Consider the following 20,171-nt stretch of genomic DNA (forward strand, 5'->3'; position numbering starts at 1 on the left):
TTAATCAGCCATGTCAAAGATGCCGTCAATTCCGTTCGAGACCACCCTGCATGTGAAAGATACCTGCCTCTGTCTGCATGTGCAGCGTGCCGCTCGCGCCATAGCCCGCCGGTTCGATGAGGCGCTGCGGCCCCTCGATATCACCAACGGGCAGTTCTCCCTGCTGATGTCGCTCAACCGTCCGGCGCCGCCGAACATGGGGTCGGTTGCGTCGCTGCTTGCCATGGATCGGACGACACTGACCGCGGCGCTGAAGCCCCTGGAACGGCGCGGCCTGGTCGAGAGCTTTCCTGACCCGGAGGACCGGCGGACACGGCGATTGCGGCTGACGCAGGAGGGCGAAGCGCTGCTTTCGCGTGCCCTTCCCATCTGGAAGGCATTGCATGAGGCGCTCGATCCGGTGCTTGGCGAAGGGGGGCCGCACCGGCTGCGCGCGGATCTCCTGGCGCTGGCTTGAACGGGGTTGCTGAGGGGCTAATCTGCGGCTGAGGATCGTTCCCTGAGGACTTCGATGATCTCCGCCATCAGGGCCGAGGCCTGTCGCAGGCGTCTTTCGCCCAACTCGGCGCCGAGCCTGTCTGCCCAGGCTGCCTGCCGCTCCTTGATCTCGTGCAGTGCCGTTTCGCCGGCCGCCGTCAGGACCATGAGCTTTGCCCTCTGGTGGGTCGGATTGTCCCTGTAGGTAATCAGGCCGTCCGCTTCCAACAGGTCGGCGATGCGCTGCACGCCCTGGCGTGCGAGCCCGAGTGCGCGTGCCGCATCGGCGACCGACATGGGCGCATGGTTTGCTGCGGCCAGCACCTGCCAGCGCGCGCTCGTCTGTCCGGAAGGTTTGGCAAGCGCGTCACCCGCTTGCGTCAGCGGACCGGCAAGCCGCAGCGCCGTTATCGAAAACTCGGCAAAGGCGTCGCCGGCGGGCGTCCGTTCAGGGTCCTTCATGTTGACACGTCACCTCTTTCTGGATGCACTAATATGACATTATATTGTCAGTTTACGTTGATGTCGACAAGCCGTCTCAGCAAAGGAGAGGTGAGCGCGGCAAGCGTACATGGAGGGAACTTGCCATGCTTCGGTTTACAGTGGATTGAGATCTACGGTCTGCAGAGGTTCGGCCATTGCTGATCGGTGGATCCAGATCTCATTCGATATTGACAACATATTGTCAATATGGCAAATGCACTGAGCAGGCCCGTCATGACAGCATGCTGTCATTCTGGACAGGCGCTAAACAGACCCATCGGGGTTCGGCAAGCAGGAGGAACGGCGATGAAACTGACCTATAAGGGAAGCTGCCACTGTGGAAATATCCGCTATGAGGCCGATGTCGACCTCGATGCCGGCACCGGCAAGTGCAACTGCTCGATCTGCTGGAAGCGGCGCTACTGGGGCGCGGTCGTCAAGCCCGACGATTTTCGCCTGCAATGCGACGAGGCCAATATCGCCGATTACCAGTTCGGCAGCGATAGCGTGCATCACCGCTTCTGCAAGACCTGCGGCGTTGCCGCTTTCGGCCATGGCTATATCGAGGAAATCGGTGGTGCTTACTACTCGGTCAACGTCGCCTGCCTCGACGACCTCGATCCGGCGGTGCTCGCCGAGGCGCCGGTGCAATACATGGACGGACGCAACAACAACTGGTTCCACGCGCCAGCTGAGACGCGCCATCTCTGACGCCTGGAAATCGGTCGTCGGTCAAAGCCTGCGAAATTCGAGATGGTATGTGACCTCCTCGCCGGTCCTGGGGTCGATGGCCGGTGCGCCGTAGATCACCAGCTTGTCGCCCTCCACGAAAAAGGGGCGGATGAGATCGGACATGCCCCATGCCGGATTCCAGCCCGCATCCAGGTGGTGGATGATCCGACCGTCTTCCAGCGTGTAGGTTCCCGCATAGGCGAGCATCGTATCGAAGAGCGCCGCCTTTTCGTCGTCCGTCGGCACGGGCCCCTTCAGTTTCGGGCGGTCGCGCTTCACCACGACGGCGCTGACGCGGCCATCCCGGTTGTAGGAGAGGTAGCCGATCGGATCGGCGCCCATGGCGTCGCTGGTTTCGCCGGTGGCGACAACCTCGCGCTTCCAGGAGAGCATCTTCCACGTGCCGAGCAGTTCGGATGTGCTTGCCATGATCCACCCCCTTAACCTTAGGGTTGGCTAAAGTAGCAGATACACTTCATCCGGCAAAGGAGGCCGCAGTATTGAACGCGGCCGGGCGAGCGCAAAACCAGCCCAAGAAAAAAGGCTCCCGGAGCGCGGGAGCCTTTTGGCGTCGTAGCTTGCTTACGGCTCAGCGTTCGCCGAGGTCGCGCACCGCGCCGCGGTCGGCGGAGGTTGCAAAGGCGGCGTAGGCCTTGAGCGCCGTCGTCACCTTGCGCTTGCGCTGTTCGGCCGGCTTCCAGCCCTTGGCATCCTGTTCGGCGCGGCGGCTGGCAAGCTCCGCCTCGTCGACGCGCAGGCTGATGGTACGGTTCGGGATGTCGATGTCGATCATGTCGCCTTCGCGCACCAGGCCGATCGTGCCGCCGTTGGCCGCTTCCGGCGAAACGTGGCCGATCGAAAGACCGGAGGTGCCGCCGGAGAAGCGGCCGTCGGTGATCAGGGCGCAAGCCTTGCCGAGGCCCTTCGATTTCAGGTAGCTCGTCGGATAGAGCATCTCCTGCATACCCGGGCCGCCCTTCGGGCCTTCATAGCGGATGACGACGACGTCGCCGGCCTTGATCTCGTTGCCGAGGATCGCCTTCACCGATGCGTCCTGGCTTTCGAAGACGCGCGCCGGACCGGAGAATTTCAGGATGCTCTCGTCGACCCCGGCGGTCTTCACGATGCAGCCGTCGATCGCGATGTTGCCCTTCAGGACGGCGAGGCCGCCGTCCTTGGAGAAGGGATGTTCGACGGAGCGGATGACGCCCTTTTCGCGGTCGGTGTCCAGTTCGTCCCAGCGCGCCTCCTGGCTGAAGGCGACCTGGGTCGGAATGCCGCCAGGAGCCGCGCGGAAGAAGTTGCGCACCGTTTCGCTCGTCGTGCGGGTGATGTCCCAGCGGTCGATGGCGTCGCCGATCGTGGTGCTGTGAACCGTCGGGCAATCACGGTTGATGAGCCCGCCCTTGTCCAGCTCACCGAGGATCGACATGATGCCGCCAGCGCGGTGCACGTCTTCCATGTGCACGTCGCTCTTGGCGGGCGCGACCTTCGACAGGCACGGAACCTTGCGCGAGAGCCGGTCGATATCGTCCATGGTGAAATCGACCTCGCCTTCGTAGGCGGCGGCGAGGATGTGCAACACGGTATTGGTCGAGCCGCCCATGGCGATATCGAGCGCCATGGCGTTTTCGAACGCCTGCTTGGAGGCGATCCTGCGCGGCAGGACGTTTTCATCTTCCTGCTCGTAGTAGCGGCGGGCGATATCGACGATCAGATGGCCGGCTTCGACGAAGAGGCGCTTGCGGTCGGCATGGGTTGCCAGCGTCGAGCCGTTGCCGGGGAGCGACAGGCCCAGTGCTTCGGTGAGACAGTTCATCGAATTGGCGGTGAACATGCCGGAGCAGGAGCCGCAGGTCGGGCAGGCGGAGCGCTCGATGACCTTGACGTCCTCGTCGGTGACGTTGTCGTCGGCCGCGGCGACCATGGCATCGACCAGATCGAGCGCATGCGTCTTGCCATGCAGCACGACCTTGCCGGCTTCCATCGGGCCGCCGGAGACGAAGACCGCGGGGATGTTGAGGCGGAGCGCCGCCATCAGCATGCCGGGCGTGATCTTGTCGCAGTTCGAGATGCAGACCATGGCGTCAGCGCAGTGGGCATTCACCATGTATTCGACCGAGTCGGCGATGATCTCGCGCGACGGCAGCGAGTAGAGCATGCCGTCGTGACCCATGGCGATGCCGTCGTCGACGGCGATCGTGTTGAATTCCTTGGCGACGCCGCCGGCCGCCTCGATTTCGCGGGCGACGAGCTGGCCGAGATCCTTGAGGTGCACGTGGCCCGGCACGAACTGGGTGAACGAGTTCACCACCGCAATAATCGGCTTGCCAAAATCGCTGTCCTTCATGCCCGTCGCGCGCCAGAGGCCGCGGGCACCGGCCATGTTACGGCCGTGGGTGGTGGTACGTGAGCGATAGGCAGGCATGGCATGTTCCTTCACGGACAGGGGGCATTGCTCGAAACATGGCGATCCTTATCGCCACAGAAGGGGCTACCTAGCGCAAAATTGCGTGCACGTCATCTTTTGCGTCAGATTATTTCGACGCCGCGCGTCTGCGTTTCACGGGGTTTTAGTCCCTCCGAAGGTCAATCTAGCCGCGCATGGATGTCTTGGACAGCGCCGATCGGGAAGCTTTACGGAAATCTTATGCCAGGCGCCCGAAGTCGGAATCGAATCCGGACGTCTGGTGCAGCTAGGCTCTCCTCATCGAATGCGGATGAGTTCCATGTCTCTTCACGATTTCAGCCTGCGCCGTCATGCTCGGAGCCTCCTTCCCGGGCCAGGTTTGCGTCAGCGGCCCGATACTGTCGAAGCGAATGCGGATGAACTGGAGGCGCTGCTGCTGCGGTTGACGGCCGTTCGCCGGCTGCGTGAGCATCACGTCTGGGAAGCTGTCCGCGTAATCCGGGAACTGCCCGGTCTCGCCGTGGACGAGTGGCCGTCGCGCCGGTTCCGCGATTTGATGGCGGCCGATGCCCTGGTCGACGCGGTCATCCACCTGACGTCCACGACCGAGGCAAAACTTTGCCTGCGCAGGCTCAGCCACGAACTCGGGCTCTGGACCTGTACGCTGCGCTATCAGCCACCGGGTGCCGGCCGGGTCACGTTCAAGGCACGGCATCCCGATCTGGCAACTGCGATCCTTGGCGCCTTCCTGCGTTCCTGCCGCGGCTACCAGCTTGCCGCCGGTGCCGTCGGGCGCGGCCAGTTTTCCACCTGAAGGATTACATTCATGAGCATGCATTCGCTGCGCCTCGAAGGGGCGATCACGGCGCTCGTCACGCCGTTTCGTGACGGCAAGATCGATAGCGTCGGCCTGATGTCGCTGGTCGAATGGCAGATTCGCCACGGCATCTCCGGCCTCGTCGCCTGCGGTACCACCGGCGAGGCGCCGACGCTGTCGCGCACCGAGCGGGCCGTGGTGATCGAGCGCTACGTCGAGGTCGCCGAGGGGAAGGTGCCGGTCATCGCCGGCACCGGCACCAACAGCACCGAGACGACGATCGCGCTGACGGCGGAAGCCAAGGCGCTTGGCGCCGATGCGGCGCTCATCGTTGCGCCCTATTACAGCAAGCCGTCGCAGGAGGGGCTCTACCGCCACTTCGAGGCAGTCGCGAAGGCTGTCGACCTGCCCGTCATCGTCTATAACGTCCCTTCGCGCACCGGCGTCGATCTCATGCCGCGCACGCTCGAACGGCTGGCAGAGCTTCCGGGCATTATCGGCATCAAGGATGCAACCGGCGACATCGGGCGGATCCTGTTCCTGCCTGCTGCGCTGAAGAGCCGCCTTCACCCGTTCTCCGGCCATGACCAGACGGCGCTGCCGTTCAATCTCTGTGGCGGTCACGGCACCATTTCGGTCGCGTCCAATGTCGTTCCGCGGCTGGTGGTGGGGATGCATCAGGCGATCAAAACCGGGAACGCAGGCGCTGCGCTTGGCATCCATGAACGGCTAAGGCCGTTGCTGGTGGCGCTGGAGCGCGAGACCAATCCGGGACCGATCAAATATGCGCTGCATCTGGTGCGCGCGCTCCGCCCGGATGTGCGGTTGCCGCTGACCCCGGTTGCGCCTGAAACGGCGGCGGAGATTCGTGCGGCTCTCGAGCCGCTCACCGAATTTCCGTCCTCCACTCACATCGGCCGTGGCGTCCGCATCACGCTCGCGAGCTGAGTTCCCTGAACGATCTCCGTCTGTGGCGCTCCCGCAATGGGGGGATCAGCGGGCGGCCGGAAATTACGTCTAAAGGAGACAGATGATTTCACGCTTGCCGCATCTGGCCGCTCAGGCCGAATCGCGCCGACGCGCCCAAGCCAACGAAAACATCGAGAACCGCCGCGATAACGACGGCGCGGTCCGCGACGCCTTTCTCGGCATCGGCATCCGCCTCGGTATCGTCCTTGGCCTCGCCTATGGCATTCAGGCCGCCATTTCGTGGATTGCCGGTTAAGTCTTCCTTCCCATCAACGAGGATCATTCCATCATGGGCAGTACGCAGCAGATCCGGCGCGGTCTTCGCGCACGCGCACGTTTCGTCGTCGGCCGTGACCGGCACGGCTGGTGGGTCGTTTCCGATCGCAAAGGGGTCGTCGGCGGCCTCTTCACCAGCGAGACGGCGGCCATCCACTTCGCGGTCGAGGCCAGCGACAGGCATCCGGAAGAGGTATGCCGCGCGCCGGAAGGTGCAGCCATCGATCTCGATACGTTTTCACGCCCACCAAAGGCGGGCCGCGTCCATTCCTGACCGCGCCCGAGACTGACATTGCCGATGATGCATCGTCGCTCATCCGTAAGCCCCAACTGACCGATCGGGAAACTGCCGTCGGAGACGAGGCGTGGCAGAGCCTTGGACGAGGCGGCACCGGCGGTCTTCCACCGAGATTTTTGCTGTTGCTTGCAAAGCAGTTGGCGCAGGTTCATTCTTTTGAAGCCACCATGCCCCGGTTGGCACAGCGCTTGCCGTGCGATCCGGGGCTCGTCCGAAGGTTCGCCCTCGATGAACTGCCACGAGTGCGGTTGTGAGATTCAAGACGGGTTTGCGTTTTGCCCGAATTGCGGTGCCAAGCAGCATAGCCCGTGCCCCGGTTGCGGCGCACTCTGTCCGCCACACTTCTCGTTTTGCCCCACCTGCGGCACCAGGCTTGCAGCCCCGGCCCCGGTAAAGCCGACGATTTCGCGACCGGCGGCGGTGCAGAAGCCTCCGGGGCGATCCGGCAGAGAGGCGCTCGCACCGCTTTTGCCGGAGGAGGCGGGCGCCGACCGCCGCACCGCCACCATTCTCTTCGCCGACCTCTGTGGCTTTACCGGTCTCAGCGAACAGGTGGACCCGGAAGTCCTCAGGGCATTCCAGAACGAACTCTTCGAAGAACTGACCGAAGCGGTCGAGGCTTACGGCGGCTTCGTCGATAAATTCATCGGCGACGCGCTGCTTGCCCTGTTCGGCGCGCCGGTGGCGCACGAAGACGACCCCGAGAGGGCGCTTCGTGCCGCGCTCGACATGGCTGGCCGGGCAAGGCGGGTCGGCGAGCGCTGGCAGCGGCGGATCGGCGAGCCACTGGACCTCCATATCGGGCTGAACACCGGAACGGTCGTGGCGGGGCATTTGGGCGCCGGGGAGGGCAAGGGCTATTCGGTGACCGGCGACGCAGTCAATACGGCGCAGCGGCTGCAATCGCTGGCAGGGCCTGGGGAGATCCTCGTCGGACCGGTAACCTATCGATTGACCTGCCACGCCTTTGTCTACGAGGCGCTTGGCGCGATGACGCTGCGCGGCAAGGCGGGCAGCGTCGAGGTCTACAGGCTGACGCAGTCGCTGGAGGCGCCGCGCCGGGCACGTGGTCTCGAGGCGCTGGGGCTCGGCGCGCCGCTGATCGGGCGCGAGACGGAGATGAAGCGCCTCGCTGATTGCCTTGAGCTCGCCTGCGGCGGGGCGGCGCAACTCGTGCGGCTGACGGGAGAGGCTGGGCTCGGAAAGTCGCGGCTGGTCAACGAATTTCTCGAACGGGTGGCCGCCGATCCGCGCTTTTCGAACGTCGTCGTTCGCCGCGCCGGCAGTTCCTCGCTCGGAGAGCCGTCCTATGGCGTTCTCGCGGCGGTGTTGCGCGGTGCCTATGGGATCACGATGAGCGACAGCCTGCAGCGGACGACAGAGCTGCTTGCCGCCGGACTGGCCGAGATCGGCTTTGCGCAGGATAAGCTCGAACAGCTGGTGCCGCTGTTCCTGCGGATTCTGGGCATGAGTTCCCAGGATGAGCTGTTGCGCCATGTGGAGCCGGAACAGATGCGCCGGCAGCTTTTTGCGGCGGTGAGGGCGATATTTGAACGGCGCCTGTCACGAACGCCCTTGCTGCTCGTGATCGAGGACTTGCATTGGGCTGACGCTGCCTCGCTCGAGGCAGTGTCCTTCGTCCTCGACCGGATGGAAGCCAACCCGTTGATGCTGTTGACCACCCAGCGGCCCGACGCCGATGCCGATCGGCTGAAGCCGGGCCGTACAAGCTTGACCGCGCTGCGCCTCGCGCCGCTTTCAGAAGCCGACGGGCGGCGGCTGCTTGCGGCCTTCTTCGGCGGGGACGGGCTGCATCACGCGCTCGCCGGCCGCATATTGGCGCGGGCCGGCGGCAATCCTCTGTTCATCGAGGAAATCGTGCGTGGCCTGATCGATGTTTCCGCCATGCAGCAGGTCGGCTCGGCCTGGCGGGTGGTGGAGCGTGAGGTGGCGGCCGAGATTCCGGTAACCATCGAGGCGATGCTGCTCGGCCGCGTCGATCGGCTGCCGCCGGACGCCCGCCGATTGCTGCATCACGCTGCGGTGATCGGGCCGCGTTTCGATGCGGATCTGCTGCAAGCGGTTTCGGGGCCCACGCCGGTGGACGCGGTTCTCGATCTGCTCTGCGACGCGGAGATCATCGAAGAGACCAGCAACGGCGGCGGGTTCCTGGGCACGCAGACCTATCGGTTTACCCAGACGCTGTTGCAGGAGGTGGTCTACAACAACCTGCTGCTCAGCCGGCGCACGGACGAGCATGCGTTGATCGGCAAAGTGCTGGAGCGCCGGTTCGGCGAGGATACCGAACGGCTCGAGGAAATGGCGCTGCTCGGCCACCATTTCGGCCTCTCCGAACACAAGGCCAAGGGCGCTCGTTACCTGATCGCGGCCGGAGACCGGGCGCGGGCGCTCTACGCCAATGACGATGCCATCCGGCTCTATGAACAGGCCATGGCGGCGCTGGCGGCCACCGGCGAGGAGGGGCCTGAATGGCTGGCCGCACGCGAACGCGTCGCCGATCTCCTGGGGCCGACCGGGAAGCGCGAGGCGGCGGTTCAGCACTATGGCGCGCTTCTTGAGATTTACGGCGCCACGGGCGACCGGGTTGCATCGGCACGGATCCGGCGCAAATTCGGTCATCATCTGTGGGAAGCCGGGCGGCGTGACGAGGCGTTGGCTTCCTTCGCCGCAGCCGCCGAACTGCTCGAAGGCGCGAACGCGCCGATTGAAGGTGCGCATCTTTCACAGGAATGCGGCCACCTCGCCTTCCGCATGGGCGACTATGCCGGCGCCCTCAAGGCGGCGGACGACGCTCTGGATCGCATTGCGGCCTATACCCCGGACAACCCGGAGACCGAGCGGGAGGCGATGCGGGTCAAGGCCGAAGCGCTGAACACCAAGGGCGTGACGCTGGCCCGCCTTGGCCGCAGCGCCGAAGCGATCGGTATCGTCGAGCGAAGTGTCGCGGTGGCGGAAGGCGCGAACCTGTTGAATGCCGCCTGTCGCGGCTACACCAATTTGGCGGTGCTTTACGCGATCACCGATCCGAAACGTGCAATCGAGGTATGCCGCTGTGGTTTCGACATGGCCAGGCGCATCGGCGACCTTGGTTTCCAGGCGCGTCTGCTCGCCAACCTTGCGGTCGCCTATTGCACCTTCACCGACCGCTGTGCGCCGGATGGAATGCCGGCAGCCGAGCGCGCGATCGCGATCGACCGGGAACTCGACCAGCGCGACCATCTGCCGGTGTCGCTGCTGGTGCTCGGCCAGATCCATCAGTGTCATGGCCGGCCGGATGTCGCCCGCAGCCTTTATCAGGAAGCGCTCGATCTTTGCGGAGAAACGCAAGAGGCGCAGCTCCTGTTTCCGTGTTATGATGGCTTGGCGACGCTCTGCCTGGACGCCGGCGATCTCGATGCAGCGGAAAGGTACTTCGCCTTGGCGCGAGACATATGTGCGCAACATGGTCTCGATCCTGAGGCGTTGATGATTCTGCCGTTTCTTGACTGACATTTCCGTTGCGTGGGGCGCAGCGTCCGCCTTTGCATTGCCGCGCATAGCTTGCCGGAGAGAAAGCGCCCGCCCTGCCACAGGCGTACCGGGACCGTTCCGGCCGGGATGAGGAGACGAGACATGGTTGAGCCGATGAGTGGACGGCCGTTGCAGCCGGGTGACCGGGCGCCGAATGTGGTGCTCGACGCAATCACGCAGGAAGGTCAGATCGCCCTTGATGATTTTCGTGGCCGCAAGCCGGTCCTGGTCGGCCTGTTCCGCGGCCTGCATTGTCCGTTCTGCAGACGGCAGATCGCTGCCATGGCGCAACTCGACGGCGCCTTGCGGGAGAGGGGCATCGAGAGCCTGACGGTGGTCAACACGCCGATCGAGCGGGCCCGCCTCTATTTCCGCTATCATCCCGTGCCGAACCTGCTGGCCGCTTCCGATCCCGAGCGGGTCTCGCATCGGGCCTTCGGGCTGCCCAACCTCGAATTCACGGCGGATGAGGACGAGTGGCCGCGCAAGATCGCGCAATCGACGTTGATGGCGATGAAGGTGAAGCTGCCGGGCGAAATGCCGGAGCCGATGGACCCGATGGCGGCGATGGTCTTCCTCGACAAGGCTGATGGCTATGAGGTCACGGAAGCGGACGAACGCATGATGGCGACGGGGGCCGGGCAGCTCGTCGGCGAATTCCTGCTCGATCGCGACGGCGTCGTGCGCTGGAGCTTCACGGAAGTGCCGGATGGCGGCAAGAACCTGTTCGGCGTTCCCCGTCGCGACGAATTGATGTCCGTCGCCTCCGCCATGGTGCATTGAGGCGCCGACCTTGAATGGCTGGCGTCGACGGGGTTTTTCGTCGCGACACTTTTGCACGGCTGGCTTTAGCCGAGCGACGCGATCGCCTCGTCGATCAGCGCGACGATCTCCTTTGGATGCGATGCAAGCGAAGCGTGGCTGGCGTCGAGCGTGATGATCTTCTTCGCCTTGATGCGTTCGGCCATCCACTGTTCGGTTTCCGGCGGGATCATGTTGTCGTGGCGCGATACCTGATACCAGCTCGGCTTCGTCTTCCAGGCCGGCGGCCCGGCCTTGTCTTCGAAGCAACGCCCGGCAATCGGCTTCTGCGCCACCGCCATGACCAGTGCATCGGTCTCGTTCAAATCCTGGCCGAAGCTCTGGCGGAAGGTGTCCTGCGCCAGCCAGAGAAACCCGTCCTTGTCGGGTCGGATGCTGGCGGCACCGGAGGGCGGGTCGCGCCGTGCAAAGATGCTGCCGAGGCTGTCGCCTTCATCGGGTGCGAAGGCCGCGATATAGACGAGGCCGACGACATTGGATGCGTGGCCAGCGCCGCTGATCACCGCGCCGCCATAGGAGTGGCCGACGGCAGGGTCGGGCCCTTGAGCGCCTCCGCCAGCTTGCGCGTGCGCTCGACGTCGTCGGCAAGCGAGGTCAGCGGGTTCTGCACTGCGACGATCCTGTAGCCCTTGGCGTGGAGCGGCGGGATCACATGACGCCAATGGGATGCATCGCCCCAGGCGCCGTGTACGAGCAGGATGTTTTTGACGGCAGGCATTGTCCATTCCTTTCTCATTCTGAGAAGATGTGGCCGGCGACGTCGCCGTCGCGCATCAGGGCGCGAGTTGCGCTGCCGCCCGTTGGTCTACGGATGCGATGGACTGCGGATACGATCAGATTGCGAATGCAAACTAGGGCGTGGAGCCCGGCCATTCCATGATGGACGACATTAAACTTCGTAGAGAATCGGAACGAGTGGAGACGTCGCCAGCCGGCACGTCACGGGCAAACGAAAAGGGCCTCTCGATTTCTCGAAAGGCCCTTGGAATTCGAATGGTGGGCGTGACAAGGATCGAACTTGTGACCCCTACGATGTCAACGTAGTGCTCTCCCGCTGAGCTACACGCCCATCCGATGTCGGCGCATAGACCACAAAACCCGTTGCCGCGTCAATAGGGTTTTCGAAGGTTTTTTGACAGAAATTTCGAAGGCCTGTTTTTTCCGTCCGAGGGTCGGTCGCGGCGAGCCAGCGAGTGCCCGAATTTCCGGGATTCCCGCTAAGGCCTTGAAACGAAAAGACCGCCGCAGATCCCTTGTGGATCGCGGCGGTCGATCGGAAATCTTCCTACTGCGTGCCGCGAGCGGCAGAGGCTGTGGAAAACCGTCGTGGCTCAGGCGGCGGCCAGCATCTTGTTGACCTCGTCGACGAGGTCGCGGAGGTGGAAGGGCTTCGAAAGCACCTTAGCATCCTTTGGCGCCCTGGAGTCCGGGTTGAGCGCGACAGCGGCAAATCCGGTGATGAACATGACCTTGAGGTCCGGATCGAGTTCTGTCGCGCGGCGCGCCAGCTCGATGCCGTCCATCTCGGGCATGACGATGTCGGTGAGGAGAAGCGAGAAGGGCTCCTCACGAAGCCGGTCATAGGCGCTGGCGCCGTTGTCGTAGGACATGACCTTGTAGCCGGCCTTTTCGAGCGCCTTCACCAGGAACCGGCGCATATCGTTGTCGTCTTCGGCAAGAAGGATTTTCGCAGTCATGAATTCGGCCGTGCTTCTCTTTTTTCAGTTCATTGCGCGTAGATTGCGGCGGTTTATCCAAACCGCAACGCGGTAAATATCTCGTGAACGCGGGACGTCAATTCCCCGGGGGCTGTGATTGGTCACTATGGACACAGAGCGGACCAACTGGCAACATGATGACAATTGTACGAACCGCATATGGTAAAAAAGGGTTCAGATGGGGGAAATTGCGGAGAGGGAATTATTCGAGGTCCTGGAACCTCCAATCCAGCGCATCCCCTTTGTGTTCAATTCACCGCATAGCGGCCGTTCCTATCCCCAGAGCTTTCTCGATCAATCGCGGCTCGACGCCGTTTCAATTCGCCGGTCGGAAGACCACTATGTCGACGAGCTGTTCCAGAACGCGACTTTTCTCGGAGCGCCGATGCTGCTGGCGCATTTCCCGCGCGCCTTCCTCGACGTCAACCGCGAGCCCTACGAGCTCGACCCGCGCATGTTCGACGGTCCGTTGCCGCCCCATGCCAACATCAGTTCGATGCGCGTCGCCGGCGGCCTCGGCACGATACCGCGGCTCGTCGCCGAGAACATGGAAATCTATCGCGGACGGTTCCCGGTAGCGGATGCGCTGGCGCGGATCGAGACGATCTACAAGCCCTACCATGCCACCTTGCGCAAGCTGATCGCGCGCACTCATGTCCAGTTCGGTCTGTCGGTGCTGATCGACTGTCATTCGATGCCCGGCAACATGCATCTGCCCGGTAGTGCCCAGCGTCCCGATTTCATCATCGGCGACCGCTATGGGACGAGTGCCGCGGGCGAGCTCTCGCGCGCCGCGGTCGATCTCTTGCAGCAACTCGGCTACAGCGTCGTGCGCAACAAGCCCTATGCCGGCGGCTTCATCACCGAGCATTATGGCCGCCCGACGCGCGGGCTGCATGCACTGCAGATCGAGATCAACCGCGCGCTCTATGTCGACGAGACGACGCTGATGCGCAAGCCCGGCTTCGGCGCGCTGGTCGCGGATCTCACGACCTTCGTCGCGTCGCTTTCCCGCCATGTCGAAGACTACGGCGCCTACCTCCCGCTCGCAGCGGAATGACATCGGATTTTCTGTCGGGGCGCTTCAAAAAAAACCGCGCCATCGGCGCGGTCAAGTCTAGGGAGGAAACACCCAAGGAGGGTATTTACAGTCACAGGTGACTGTACCCAAACCTTAATTTTGCACTGCACAAATGTCAAGTTTTTTCGCTGAAAACTTTTGCGGTGCATCAAAAGTTTTTCAGTCGAAGCGCCATCTCAACCGATTGAAATCGCCAAAACGGCGATCGGGGCGAGGGTGGGGCCTTGCCGCGCCCAAGGGCTCGCAGTCCCTTCGCAGCCTTGATGCCAGCGACAGCAAGCAGCCTGGCGCGTTCAGGTCGTTTGCCTTTCGGTGAATTTCGGCTATGCAGGACGTACCTTCCTCCATGCTTCCCTGAGAGAGAGCCATGCTGCCTGACCGCGCCTTCTTCGACCGCCTTGCCGAAGCTGCCAAGGCAGAGACCCTGCCGCGATTCCGGATCGGCACCAGCGTGGCCAACAAGCTCGAAGGCGGCTTCGATCCGGTAACGGAGGCGGACCAGTCGGCGGAAGCGGCGATCCGTGCGCTGATCGAAAGGCATTTCCCAGAACATGGCATCCTCGGCGAAGAGCATGGCAATGTCGGGCTTGACCGGGAACATGTCTGGGTCATCGACCCGATCGACGGTACCCGCGCCTTCATTTCGGGCCTGCCGGTCTGGGGCACGCTGATCGGCCTCTATCGCAATGGCGAGGCGATCATGGGCCTGATGGACCAGCCGTTTACCGGCGAGCGCTATTTCGCCGATGGCCGAGAGACCGTTTACCGCGGGCCCGGTGGTGAGCAGGTGCTTTCGACGCGCGCCTGCAAATCGCTTTCGGACGCGGTGCTCTTCACGACGTCGCCGCATCTCTATACCGGCGATTTCAAGACCCGCTACGAGGCGCTGCAGAGCAAGGTCCGGCTCTTCCGCTATGGCTGCGACTGCTACGCCTTCGCGCTTCTCGCCGCCGGTCATGTCGACCTGGTGATCGAATGCGGGCTGAAGCCCTATGACGTCGGCGGCCTCATCCCGCTGATCGAGCAGGCCGGCGGCATCATCACCAACTGGCAGGGCGGACCGGCGGAAATGGGCGGCGAAGTCATCGCTGCCGGCAGTGCCGAACTGCATGCGCAGGCGCTGGAAATCCTGAAAGGCTGAAGCCGCCACGCACTTTCGCGCCGGTGCGGAAGAGTCCCGTAAATCAAACGAATAGCGAAAGTGCCGCCTGTATCAGGCGGCGGTATTTTCTCGTTCGTCGCCCTTTTCGGGGATGACGAAGGCGAGGATCGCGGCCATCGCCTGGGCGCGATAACGATCCGCTTCATGCAGCAGTTCATGGCGGGCGCCATCGATCGGGATCATGTGGGCGGCGCGGAAATTGCGCGCCAGCCACTCAACGGCGAGATGCGGCACCAGACGGTCCGCAGTCGGCGCAAGGATGATCGTCGGCAGGGTGATCTGGGTCAGATGCTCGCGGCGGTTGACCCGGCGCATGGCACGGAAGGCCTCGCTCAGCCAGCGCGCCGTCGGCGGGCCAAGCCGCAGTTCCGGATGTGTGTCGGTCAGCGCGATGTTGCGCAGGTAGCGGCGCCGGTCCGCCGTCAGCACGTTGTTCTCGAACGGGCGGTTGCCCTTGTCCGGATGCACCGGCAGCGTGCCGAGGCCGATCCAGCGCATAAGGGTCGCAACCGTGGCGATGCTGCGCTCGCCAAGCGCCTGGCCGCCGAGACCGACGAAGGGCGCCAGCACCACCAGCCGATCGATCCGGCTTGCCAGCATCGGTGCCAGCGAGAGGGCAACGAGCGCACCCATGGAGTGGGCGACGATCGAGAAGGGCAGGCGCGTGTCCGGCAGCACGATCTGTTCCAGGAAGGTGCTGAGGTCGCGCTCATAGTCGGAGAAGTGCTCGACGTAACCGCGTCCGGGGTTCGGCAAGAGCCGCGCGGAGCCGGCCTGGCCGCGCCAGTCGAAGGTTGCGACCCAGAGGCCGGCGGCCATGAGTTCGGCGATCGTCTCGAAATATTTCTCGATCGATTCGTTGCGCCCCTGCAGCAGGACGACCGTGCCGCGCGCGACCGGCTGCTTCGTCTTGAAGATCGCGTAGCGGATCTTGCGGCCGCCGACGCCATCGAAGAAGCCCGCCACGTAATTTTCCGGGATCGGATTGTCCGGTGTCGAGTGCAGGATCGAACTCATGACGTCATAGCGGCCAAGAAGAGCGGTTGATCGATATCATCAAGGGATAGGCGGCAGGGTCTTCGCCGTCAAAGAAAAAAGGCCGGAAACGGTGGGTGAAATCCGGACGATCACCGTTTCCGGCCGCTGAAGGGGAAGGGACGTATCACTTCAGCCTGGGAGTTGCCGCCCAGGGTTTCCTTCTAGCCTCCCGCGGCTGAACGGAAGCCAAAGCAACCATTCATGTCCGGTTCACGGGAAAATCGTGAGCGCTCACGTCTTGAAGTCGCGATTTCGCCTCCCCAAATCAGGGTCACGGGCGCCGAAGACGGGTCCGTTCACCGGTCCTGCCGCTGCCAAAATGGGGTGGCCGACCAGACATCGCAAACCGTTGCTCCAAGGAGGACACAATGCGTCACTTCGATTTCTCTCCCCTCTACCGTTCCACCGTCGGCTTCGATCGCCTGTTCACGATGCTCGACAGCCTCGGCCAGCCGGATCAGGCTCAGACCTATCCGCCCTACAACATCGAACGCACTGGCGAAAACGCCTACCGCATCACCATGGCCGTTGCCGGCTTTGACGAGAGCGAGCTTTCGATCGAGGCCCGTGAGCATACGCTAACGGTCAAGGGCGAAAAGGCCGAGGAAAAGGGCGAAGAAAGCCAGTTTCTCCATCGCGGCATTGCCAAGCGCGCCTTCGAGCGCCGCTTCCAGCTCGCCGATCACGTGGAGATCAAGTCCGCTTCGCTGAAGAACGGCTTGCTGCACATCGACCTCACCCGTGAGATCCCGGAAGCAGCCAAGCCCCGCCGGATCGAGATTTCGTCCGTCGGCTCGCAGCCGAAGCAGATCGAGGCTCAGAGCCTTTAACCGCGAAGACATCTCCCAAGACAGGCGGCGTCCCCAGGGGCGCCGCTTTTTTATTGGCTCTTGGCAATCATGCGGATTCCGGACGGAAATCGCGCCACTTTGCTGGCAGAGCGCCGTGCGTTCAGATGAACGCACTAAGTCGCCCTAGCCCTTTGTTTCTGGAGTATCTTTCCGCTCCAGTGATGTCACCTGAAGCCGGGGCGCTCTAGGATCTGGCCGGTGCGGGCATTGCCGACGCCTGCTTCTTGGCGGCGTAGCGCTGTGCGATGACAGCGCAGGCCATTAGCTGGATCTGGTGGAACAGCATGACAGGCAACACGATTGCGCCGATGTTCTGCCCGGCGAAGATGGCGCTCGCCATGGGGACGCCGCTTGCGAGGCTTTTCTTCGAGCCGCAGAAGGTGATGGCGATCTCGTCCGCCTTGTCGAAGCCAAGCAGGCGGCTGCCGAACATGGTGATGGCGAGGACGAGCGCCAGCATGAGGATCTCGATGGCGACCAAGATGCCGAGATCGGTCAGCGAGTAGGTCTGCCAGAGGCCGGACGTCACTGCCTGGCTGAAGGCGAGATAGACGACCATCAGGATCGAACCGCGATCGACGGGGGCCAGCAGGCCCTTGCGCGCCCGGATCCAGCCGCCGATCCAGGGTTGCAGCAATTGCCCGGCGATGAAGGGTGCAAGCAATTGCAGCAGGATCTGCTCCAGCGCATCGAGCGTCACGCCGCCATGCCCGCCGGCGGAAAAAAGCAGCCCGACGAGCAGCGGCGTCAGGAACATGCCGAAGATATTGGAAGCGGAAGCCGAGCAGATCGCCGCTGGCACGTTGCCGCCGGCCATCGCGGTGAAGGCGATCGACGATTGCACCGTCGAGGGCAGCACGCAGAGGAACAGGATGCCGGTATAGAGCGTCGACGGCAGGACCGAGTTCGGGACGAAACCGATCGCAAGACCGATCAGGGGGAAGAGCGCGAAGGTTGAAGCAAGGATCGTCAGGTGCAGCCGCCAGTGCAGGATGCCGGCGATCACCACCTCGCGCGACAACCGCGCGCCATGCAGGAAGAAGACCATACCGACGGCCACCTTCGTCGCCATGCCGAACCAGACGGCGGCATCACCATGGATCGGCAGGACGGATGCCAAAAGCACCGTCGCCAGAAGCAGGATGGTGAAGGTATCGGGAAGGTAGCGGCGCATATTAGGTCACTTGCTCGTCATCAAACGTCTTGCCGGGATCGCTCATTATGAAGCAGGATGCAAGGAATAACAGTTATCGCGATTTGGGATGAGTTATGCTGGATCTCGTGCAGTTGCGCAGCTTCGTCGCCCTCGAGCAGATGGGCAGCTTCACGCTGGCGGCGGAAAAACTGTCGCTCGGACAATCGACCGTCAGCCAGCACATTCAGAGGCTTGAGGCCTCGCTCGGGCGGACCCTGGTTGCCCGCGATACGCACCGGGTGGCCCTGACGGCGGATGGGCTGGCGCTGCTTGCCCATGCCCGGTCGATGCTGGCGATCGACGGCGAGGTGCGGGCGCTCTTTGCCGAAAGCAGCCTGCGCGGGCGCCTGCGTCTCGGCGTTTCCGAGGACTTCGTCATGAGCCGGTTGCCGGCGGTGCTGGAAGATTTCGTGCGGGCGCACCCGTCGGTCGATCTCGAACTGACCGTCGCCTTGAGCGGCGTGCTCTATCAGATGCAGGATAATGGCGAGATCGATCTCGTGCTTGCCAAACGAAGGCTTGGCGATGTCAGAGGCGAGCTCGTCTACCGTGAACCGCTCGTCTGGCTGGCGCGCGATCCCGAAAGGATCAGGCGTGACAAGGTCCTGCCGCTGATCGCCTTTCCGCCGCCGAGCATCACCCGCAGCGTCGCTCTCGAGGTGCTCGACCGGCACCGCCTGCCGTGGCGCATCGTCTGCACTTGCGGCAGTCTCAGCGGGCTGACGGCAGCCGCGCGCGCCGGCATGGGCGTGCTCGTGCAGCCGCGCAGCATGGTGCCGCCGGGACTGAAGGAGATACCGGCCGGTATCCTGCCGCCGCTCGAAGACGTTGAATTCGTGCTGGTGCCGAGCAAAGGCGCCGACCGCAAGCTGAGTGCAGCACTTTCGGCGGAGATCCTCTCCAATGTGCGGACGTTGCAGGGGCAGGCTTGAGGCGGAGACCATCCCGCCCAGGCGGCGGGATGATCCAGTTTCTTGCGAGAACGCAACTGCCGACGGAAAAGCGTTGCCGTTTGCCTGAACTCCCTCAGCAGGCGGCAACGAAGCGCTGGACGTCCTCGGCCTTCGTCGCGAAGCTGGTGACGAGACGATAGAGGCCTTCATTCTCCGCGAGGCTGCCGTCGAGGTCGTGCGGCACGGGCCAGTCATAGAAGACGGCGCCCTGCTGTCTAAGCTTCGCTGCCACATCCTTCCGCAGGATGGGGAAGACCTCATTGGCGTCCGCCTGCCAGGCGAGCCGGCTCGTCTTCGAGGCGGCAATGCCCTCGGCAAGGCGGGCGGCCATCGCATTGGCATGGCGTGCGAGGTTCAGCCAGAGATCGCCGGCAAAGTAGGCGTCGAACTGGGCCGAGACGAAGCGCGACTTGGAGAAGAGTTGAGCCGAGCGCTTGCGCAGGAAATGCATCTCGTGCGCCTTGGAGAGATCGAACAGCACCAACGCTTCGGCGCACCAGCAGCCGTTCTTGGTGCCGCCGAAGGAGACGAGATCGACACCGCGCTTCCAGGTCATTTCGGCGGGCGTCGTGCCGAGGCTGACAAGTGCATTGGCGAAGCGGGCGCCATCCATATGCACCGGCAACTTATGCGCCTTGGCAACGGCGGTGAGCGCCTCGATCTCGGCGAGCGAATAGACCGTGCCGCTTTCCGTCGCCTGGGTCAGCGTCACCGCGGCCGGCTGGCCGCCATGAACGTTGTCCAGCGGATAGCGCCGGATCTCGGTTTCGAGCCGCACCGCCTCCATCTTGCCCCATGGTCCATCGACGGGCTTCAGCCTGGCGCCGTGCGAGAAGAATTCCGGTGCGCCGCATTCGTCGGCGATGACGTGCGCCTCACGATGGCAGAAGGTGATGCCGCCTGCGCGGTTGGCGGTCGCAAGCGCCAGCGAATTGGCGGCGGTTCCGGTGCCGACGAAGAAGACGGCGACATCTCTTTCGAAGATCTCGGCGAACTTCTTTTCCACTTTCCGGTCGAGATCGCTGGTGCCGTAGGCAGACGCGTATCCGCCGGCATGCGCCGTCAGGCTTTCGGCAATCACTGGATGGGCGCCAGCCCAGTTGTCAGACGAAAAAATCATCACTTTCCACCCTGTATTACAGTCTTTTCGACGGATTTTGCCGACCTTAGCCGAGTTCTCTGCCGGATCAATCACGGTCAGCGGTTGAGAGGCCAACAGGAGACCAGTTTGAAACCAAAAGGAAGAAAAGGCTTGAAAGCCGTAATTTAATTATAAAAGCCGGAAATTTCCGGCAATGTTCGGCAAAATCTTCTCTATTATTTGCTGATATGCCCCTTGCGGAGGGGGGTAGTTTCTG

The 20,171-nt window shown here is 63.3% G+C and carries 20 protein-coding genes and 1 tRNA gene; 12 read left to right on the forward strand and 9 right to left on the reverse strand.

Features of this window, described 5'->3' with window-relative positions:
- Positions 1 to 10: 10 nt before the first annotated feature.
- A complete protein-coding gene (locus BHMPCIPO_RS29365) occupies positions 11 to 457 on the forward strand; it encodes a MarR family transcriptional regulator (RefSeq protein WP_173520361.1) in 447 nt (148 codons plus the stop codon).
- 17 nt (positions 458 to 474) lie between these two features.
- Here BHMPCIPO_RS29365 and BHMPCIPO_RS29370 read toward each other — a convergent pair whose 3' ends face one another.
- On the reverse strand, positions 475 to 939 hold the full coding sequence (locus BHMPCIPO_RS29370; protein WP_173520362.1) for a MarR family winged helix-turn-helix transcriptional regulator: 465 nt from the start codon (positions 937 to 939) through the stop codon (positions 475 to 477).
- Positions 940 to 1,266: 327 nt separating this feature from the next.
- Here BHMPCIPO_RS29370 and BHMPCIPO_RS29375 point away from each other — a divergent pair, with 327 nt between their 5' ends.
- Positions 1,267 to 1,671: a GFA family protein gene (locus BHMPCIPO_RS29375; protein ID WP_173520363.1), complete on the forward strand. Its 405-nt coding sequence runs from the start codon at positions 1,267 to 1,269 to the stop codon at positions 1,669 to 1,671.
- A gap of 21 nt (positions 1,672 to 1,692) precedes the next feature.
- Here BHMPCIPO_RS29375 and BHMPCIPO_RS29380 read toward each other — a convergent pair whose 3' ends face one another.
- Positions 1,693 to 2,121 (reverse strand): lipocalin-like domain-containing protein, encoded by a 429-nt coding sequence (locus BHMPCIPO_RS29380; RefSeq protein WP_173520364.1) that lies wholly within the window; start codon positions 2,119 to 2,121, stop codon positions 1,693 to 1,695.
- A 160-nt stretch (positions 2,122 to 2,281) separates the two neighbouring features.
- Entirely contained in the window at positions 2,282 to 4,120 is a 1,839-nt protein-coding gene (ilvD, locus tag BHMPCIPO_RS29385; protein WP_173520365.1) for a dihydroxy-acid dehydratase, read from the reverse strand.
- Positions 4,121 to 4,421: 301 nt separating this feature from the next.
- Between ilvD and BHMPCIPO_RS29390 the strand changes: the two genes are divergently transcribed.
- The 6 genes from BHMPCIPO_RS29390 (at position 4,422) to BHMPCIPO_RS29415 (ending at position 10,776) form a co-directional block, all read left to right on the forward strand.
- A complete protein-coding gene (locus BHMPCIPO_RS29390; protein WP_173520366.1) occupies positions 4,422 to 4,916 on the forward strand; it encodes a hypothetical protein in 495 nt (164 codons plus the stop codon).
- Between the two features lie 12 nt (positions 4,917 to 4,928).
- Complete coding sequence (gene dapA / locus BHMPCIPO_RS29395; protein WP_173520367.1) at positions 4,929 to 5,867, forward strand: 4-hydroxy-tetrahydrodipicolinate synthase; 939 nt, start codon at positions 4,929 to 4,931, stop codon at positions 5,865 to 5,867.
- 82 nt (positions 5,868 to 5,949) lie between these two features.
- Positions 5,950 to 6,144, forward strand: coding sequence for a hypothetical protein (locus BHMPCIPO_RS29400; protein ID WP_173520368.1), 195 nt, complete (start codon positions 5,950 to 5,952; stop codon positions 6,142 to 6,144).
- A gap of 33 nt (positions 6,145 to 6,177) precedes the next feature.
- Positions 6,178 to 6,438 (forward strand): hypothetical protein, encoded by a 261-nt coding sequence (locus BHMPCIPO_RS29405; RefSeq protein ID WP_173520369.1) that lies wholly within the window; start codon positions 6,178 to 6,180, stop codon positions 6,436 to 6,438.
- 252 nt (positions 6,439 to 6,690) lie between these two features.
- Complete coding sequence (locus tag BHMPCIPO_RS29410; RefSeq protein WP_173520370.1) at positions 6,691 to 9,972, forward strand: adenylate/guanylate cyclase domain-containing protein; 3,282 nt, start codon at positions 6,691 to 6,693, stop codon at positions 9,970 to 9,972.
- 123 nt (positions 9,973 to 10,095) lie between these two features.
- Positions 10,096 to 10,776, forward strand: coding sequence for a peroxiredoxin-like family protein (locus BHMPCIPO_RS29415; protein ID WP_173520371.1), 681 nt, complete (start codon positions 10,096 to 10,098; stop codon positions 10,774 to 10,776).
- Between the two features lie 65 nt (positions 10,777 to 10,841).
- Here BHMPCIPO_RS29415 and BHMPCIPO_RS29420 read toward each other — a convergent pair whose 3' ends face one another.
- The 3 genes from BHMPCIPO_RS29420 to cpdR1 all read right to left on the reverse strand — a co-directional run bounded on the left by BHMPCIPO_RS29420 (position 10,842) and on the right by cpdR1 (position 12,512).
- Positions 10,842 to 11,540, reverse strand: coding sequence for an alpha/beta hydrolase (locus BHMPCIPO_RS29420; protein ID WP_246304730.1), 699 nt, complete (start codon positions 11,538 to 11,540; stop codon positions 10,842 to 10,844).
- Between the two features lie 269 nt (positions 11,541 to 11,809).
- Positions 11,810 to 11,884 (reverse strand) — tRNA-Val (locus BHMPCIPO_RS29425).
- A 262-nt stretch (positions 11,885 to 12,146) separates the two neighbouring features.
- Positions 12,147 to 12,512, reverse strand: coding sequence for a response regulator CpdR1 (cpdR1, locus tag BHMPCIPO_RS29430; RefSeq protein WP_173520373.1), 366 nt, complete (start codon positions 12,510 to 12,512; stop codon positions 12,147 to 12,149).
- 199 nt (positions 12,513 to 12,711) lie between these two features.
- On the opposite strand from cpdR1, the gene BHMPCIPO_RS29435 reads away from it, so the two are divergent.
- On the forward strand, positions 12,712 to 13,593 hold the full coding sequence (locus BHMPCIPO_RS29435) for an N-formylglutamate amidohydrolase (RefSeq protein ID WP_173520374.1): 882 nt from the start codon (positions 12,712 to 12,714) through the stop codon (positions 13,591 to 13,593).
- A 388-nt stretch (positions 13,594 to 13,981) separates the two neighbouring features.
- Positions 13,982 to 14,755 carry a histidinol-phosphatase gene (gene hisN / locus BHMPCIPO_RS29440; RefSeq protein ID WP_173520375.1) on the forward strand — a complete coding sequence of 258 codons (774 nt, stop codon included), beginning with the start codon at positions 13,982 to 13,984 and terminating at the stop codon, positions 14,753 to 14,755.
- Positions 14,756 to 14,827: 72 nt separating this feature from the next.
- Here the strand turns inward: hisN and BHMPCIPO_RS29445 are convergent, their stop codons facing one another.
- Entirely contained in the window at positions 14,828 to 15,793 is a 966-nt protein-coding gene (locus BHMPCIPO_RS29445) for an alpha/beta fold hydrolase (protein WP_173520376.1), read from the reverse strand.
- Positions 15,794 to 16,182: 389 nt separating this feature from the next.
- Here BHMPCIPO_RS29445 and BHMPCIPO_RS29450 point away from each other — a divergent pair, with 389 nt between their 5' ends.
- A complete protein-coding gene (locus BHMPCIPO_RS29450; RefSeq protein ID WP_173520377.1) occupies positions 16,183 to 16,644 on the forward strand; it encodes an Hsp20 family protein in 462 nt (153 codons plus the stop codon).
- Positions 16,645 to 16,849: 205 nt separating this feature from the next.
- Here the strand turns inward: BHMPCIPO_RS29450 and BHMPCIPO_RS29455 are convergent, their stop codons facing one another.
- Positions 16,850 to 17,839 carry a bile acid:sodium symporter family protein gene (locus tag BHMPCIPO_RS29455; RefSeq protein WP_173520378.1) on the reverse strand — a complete coding sequence of 330 codons (990 nt, stop codon included), beginning with the start codon at positions 17,837 to 17,839 and terminating at the stop codon, positions 16,850 to 16,852.
- Positions 17,840 to 17,934: 95 nt separating this feature from the next.
- Here BHMPCIPO_RS29455 and BHMPCIPO_RS29460 point away from each other — a divergent pair, with 95 nt between their 5' ends.
- Positions 17,935 to 18,792 carry a LysR substrate-binding domain-containing protein gene (locus BHMPCIPO_RS29460; protein ID WP_173520379.1) on the forward strand — a complete coding sequence of 286 codons (858 nt, stop codon included), beginning with the start codon at positions 17,935 to 17,937 and terminating at the stop codon, positions 18,790 to 18,792.
- A gap of 94 nt (positions 18,793 to 18,886) precedes the next feature.
- On the opposite strand, the gene BHMPCIPO_RS29465 is transcribed toward BHMPCIPO_RS29460, so the two are convergent.
- Complete coding sequence (locus BHMPCIPO_RS29465; RefSeq protein WP_173520380.1) at positions 18,887 to 19,933, reverse strand: threonine aldolase family protein; 1,047 nt, start codon at positions 19,931 to 19,933, stop codon at positions 18,887 to 18,889.
- Positions 19,934 to 20,171: the final 238 nt, after the last annotated feature.

The sequence above is a fragment of the Ensifer sesbaniae genome (genome assembly GCF_013283665.1).
Classification (GTDB): Bacteria; Pseudomonadota; Alphaproteobacteria; order Rhizobiales; family Rhizobiaceae; genus Ensifer; species Ensifer sesbaniae.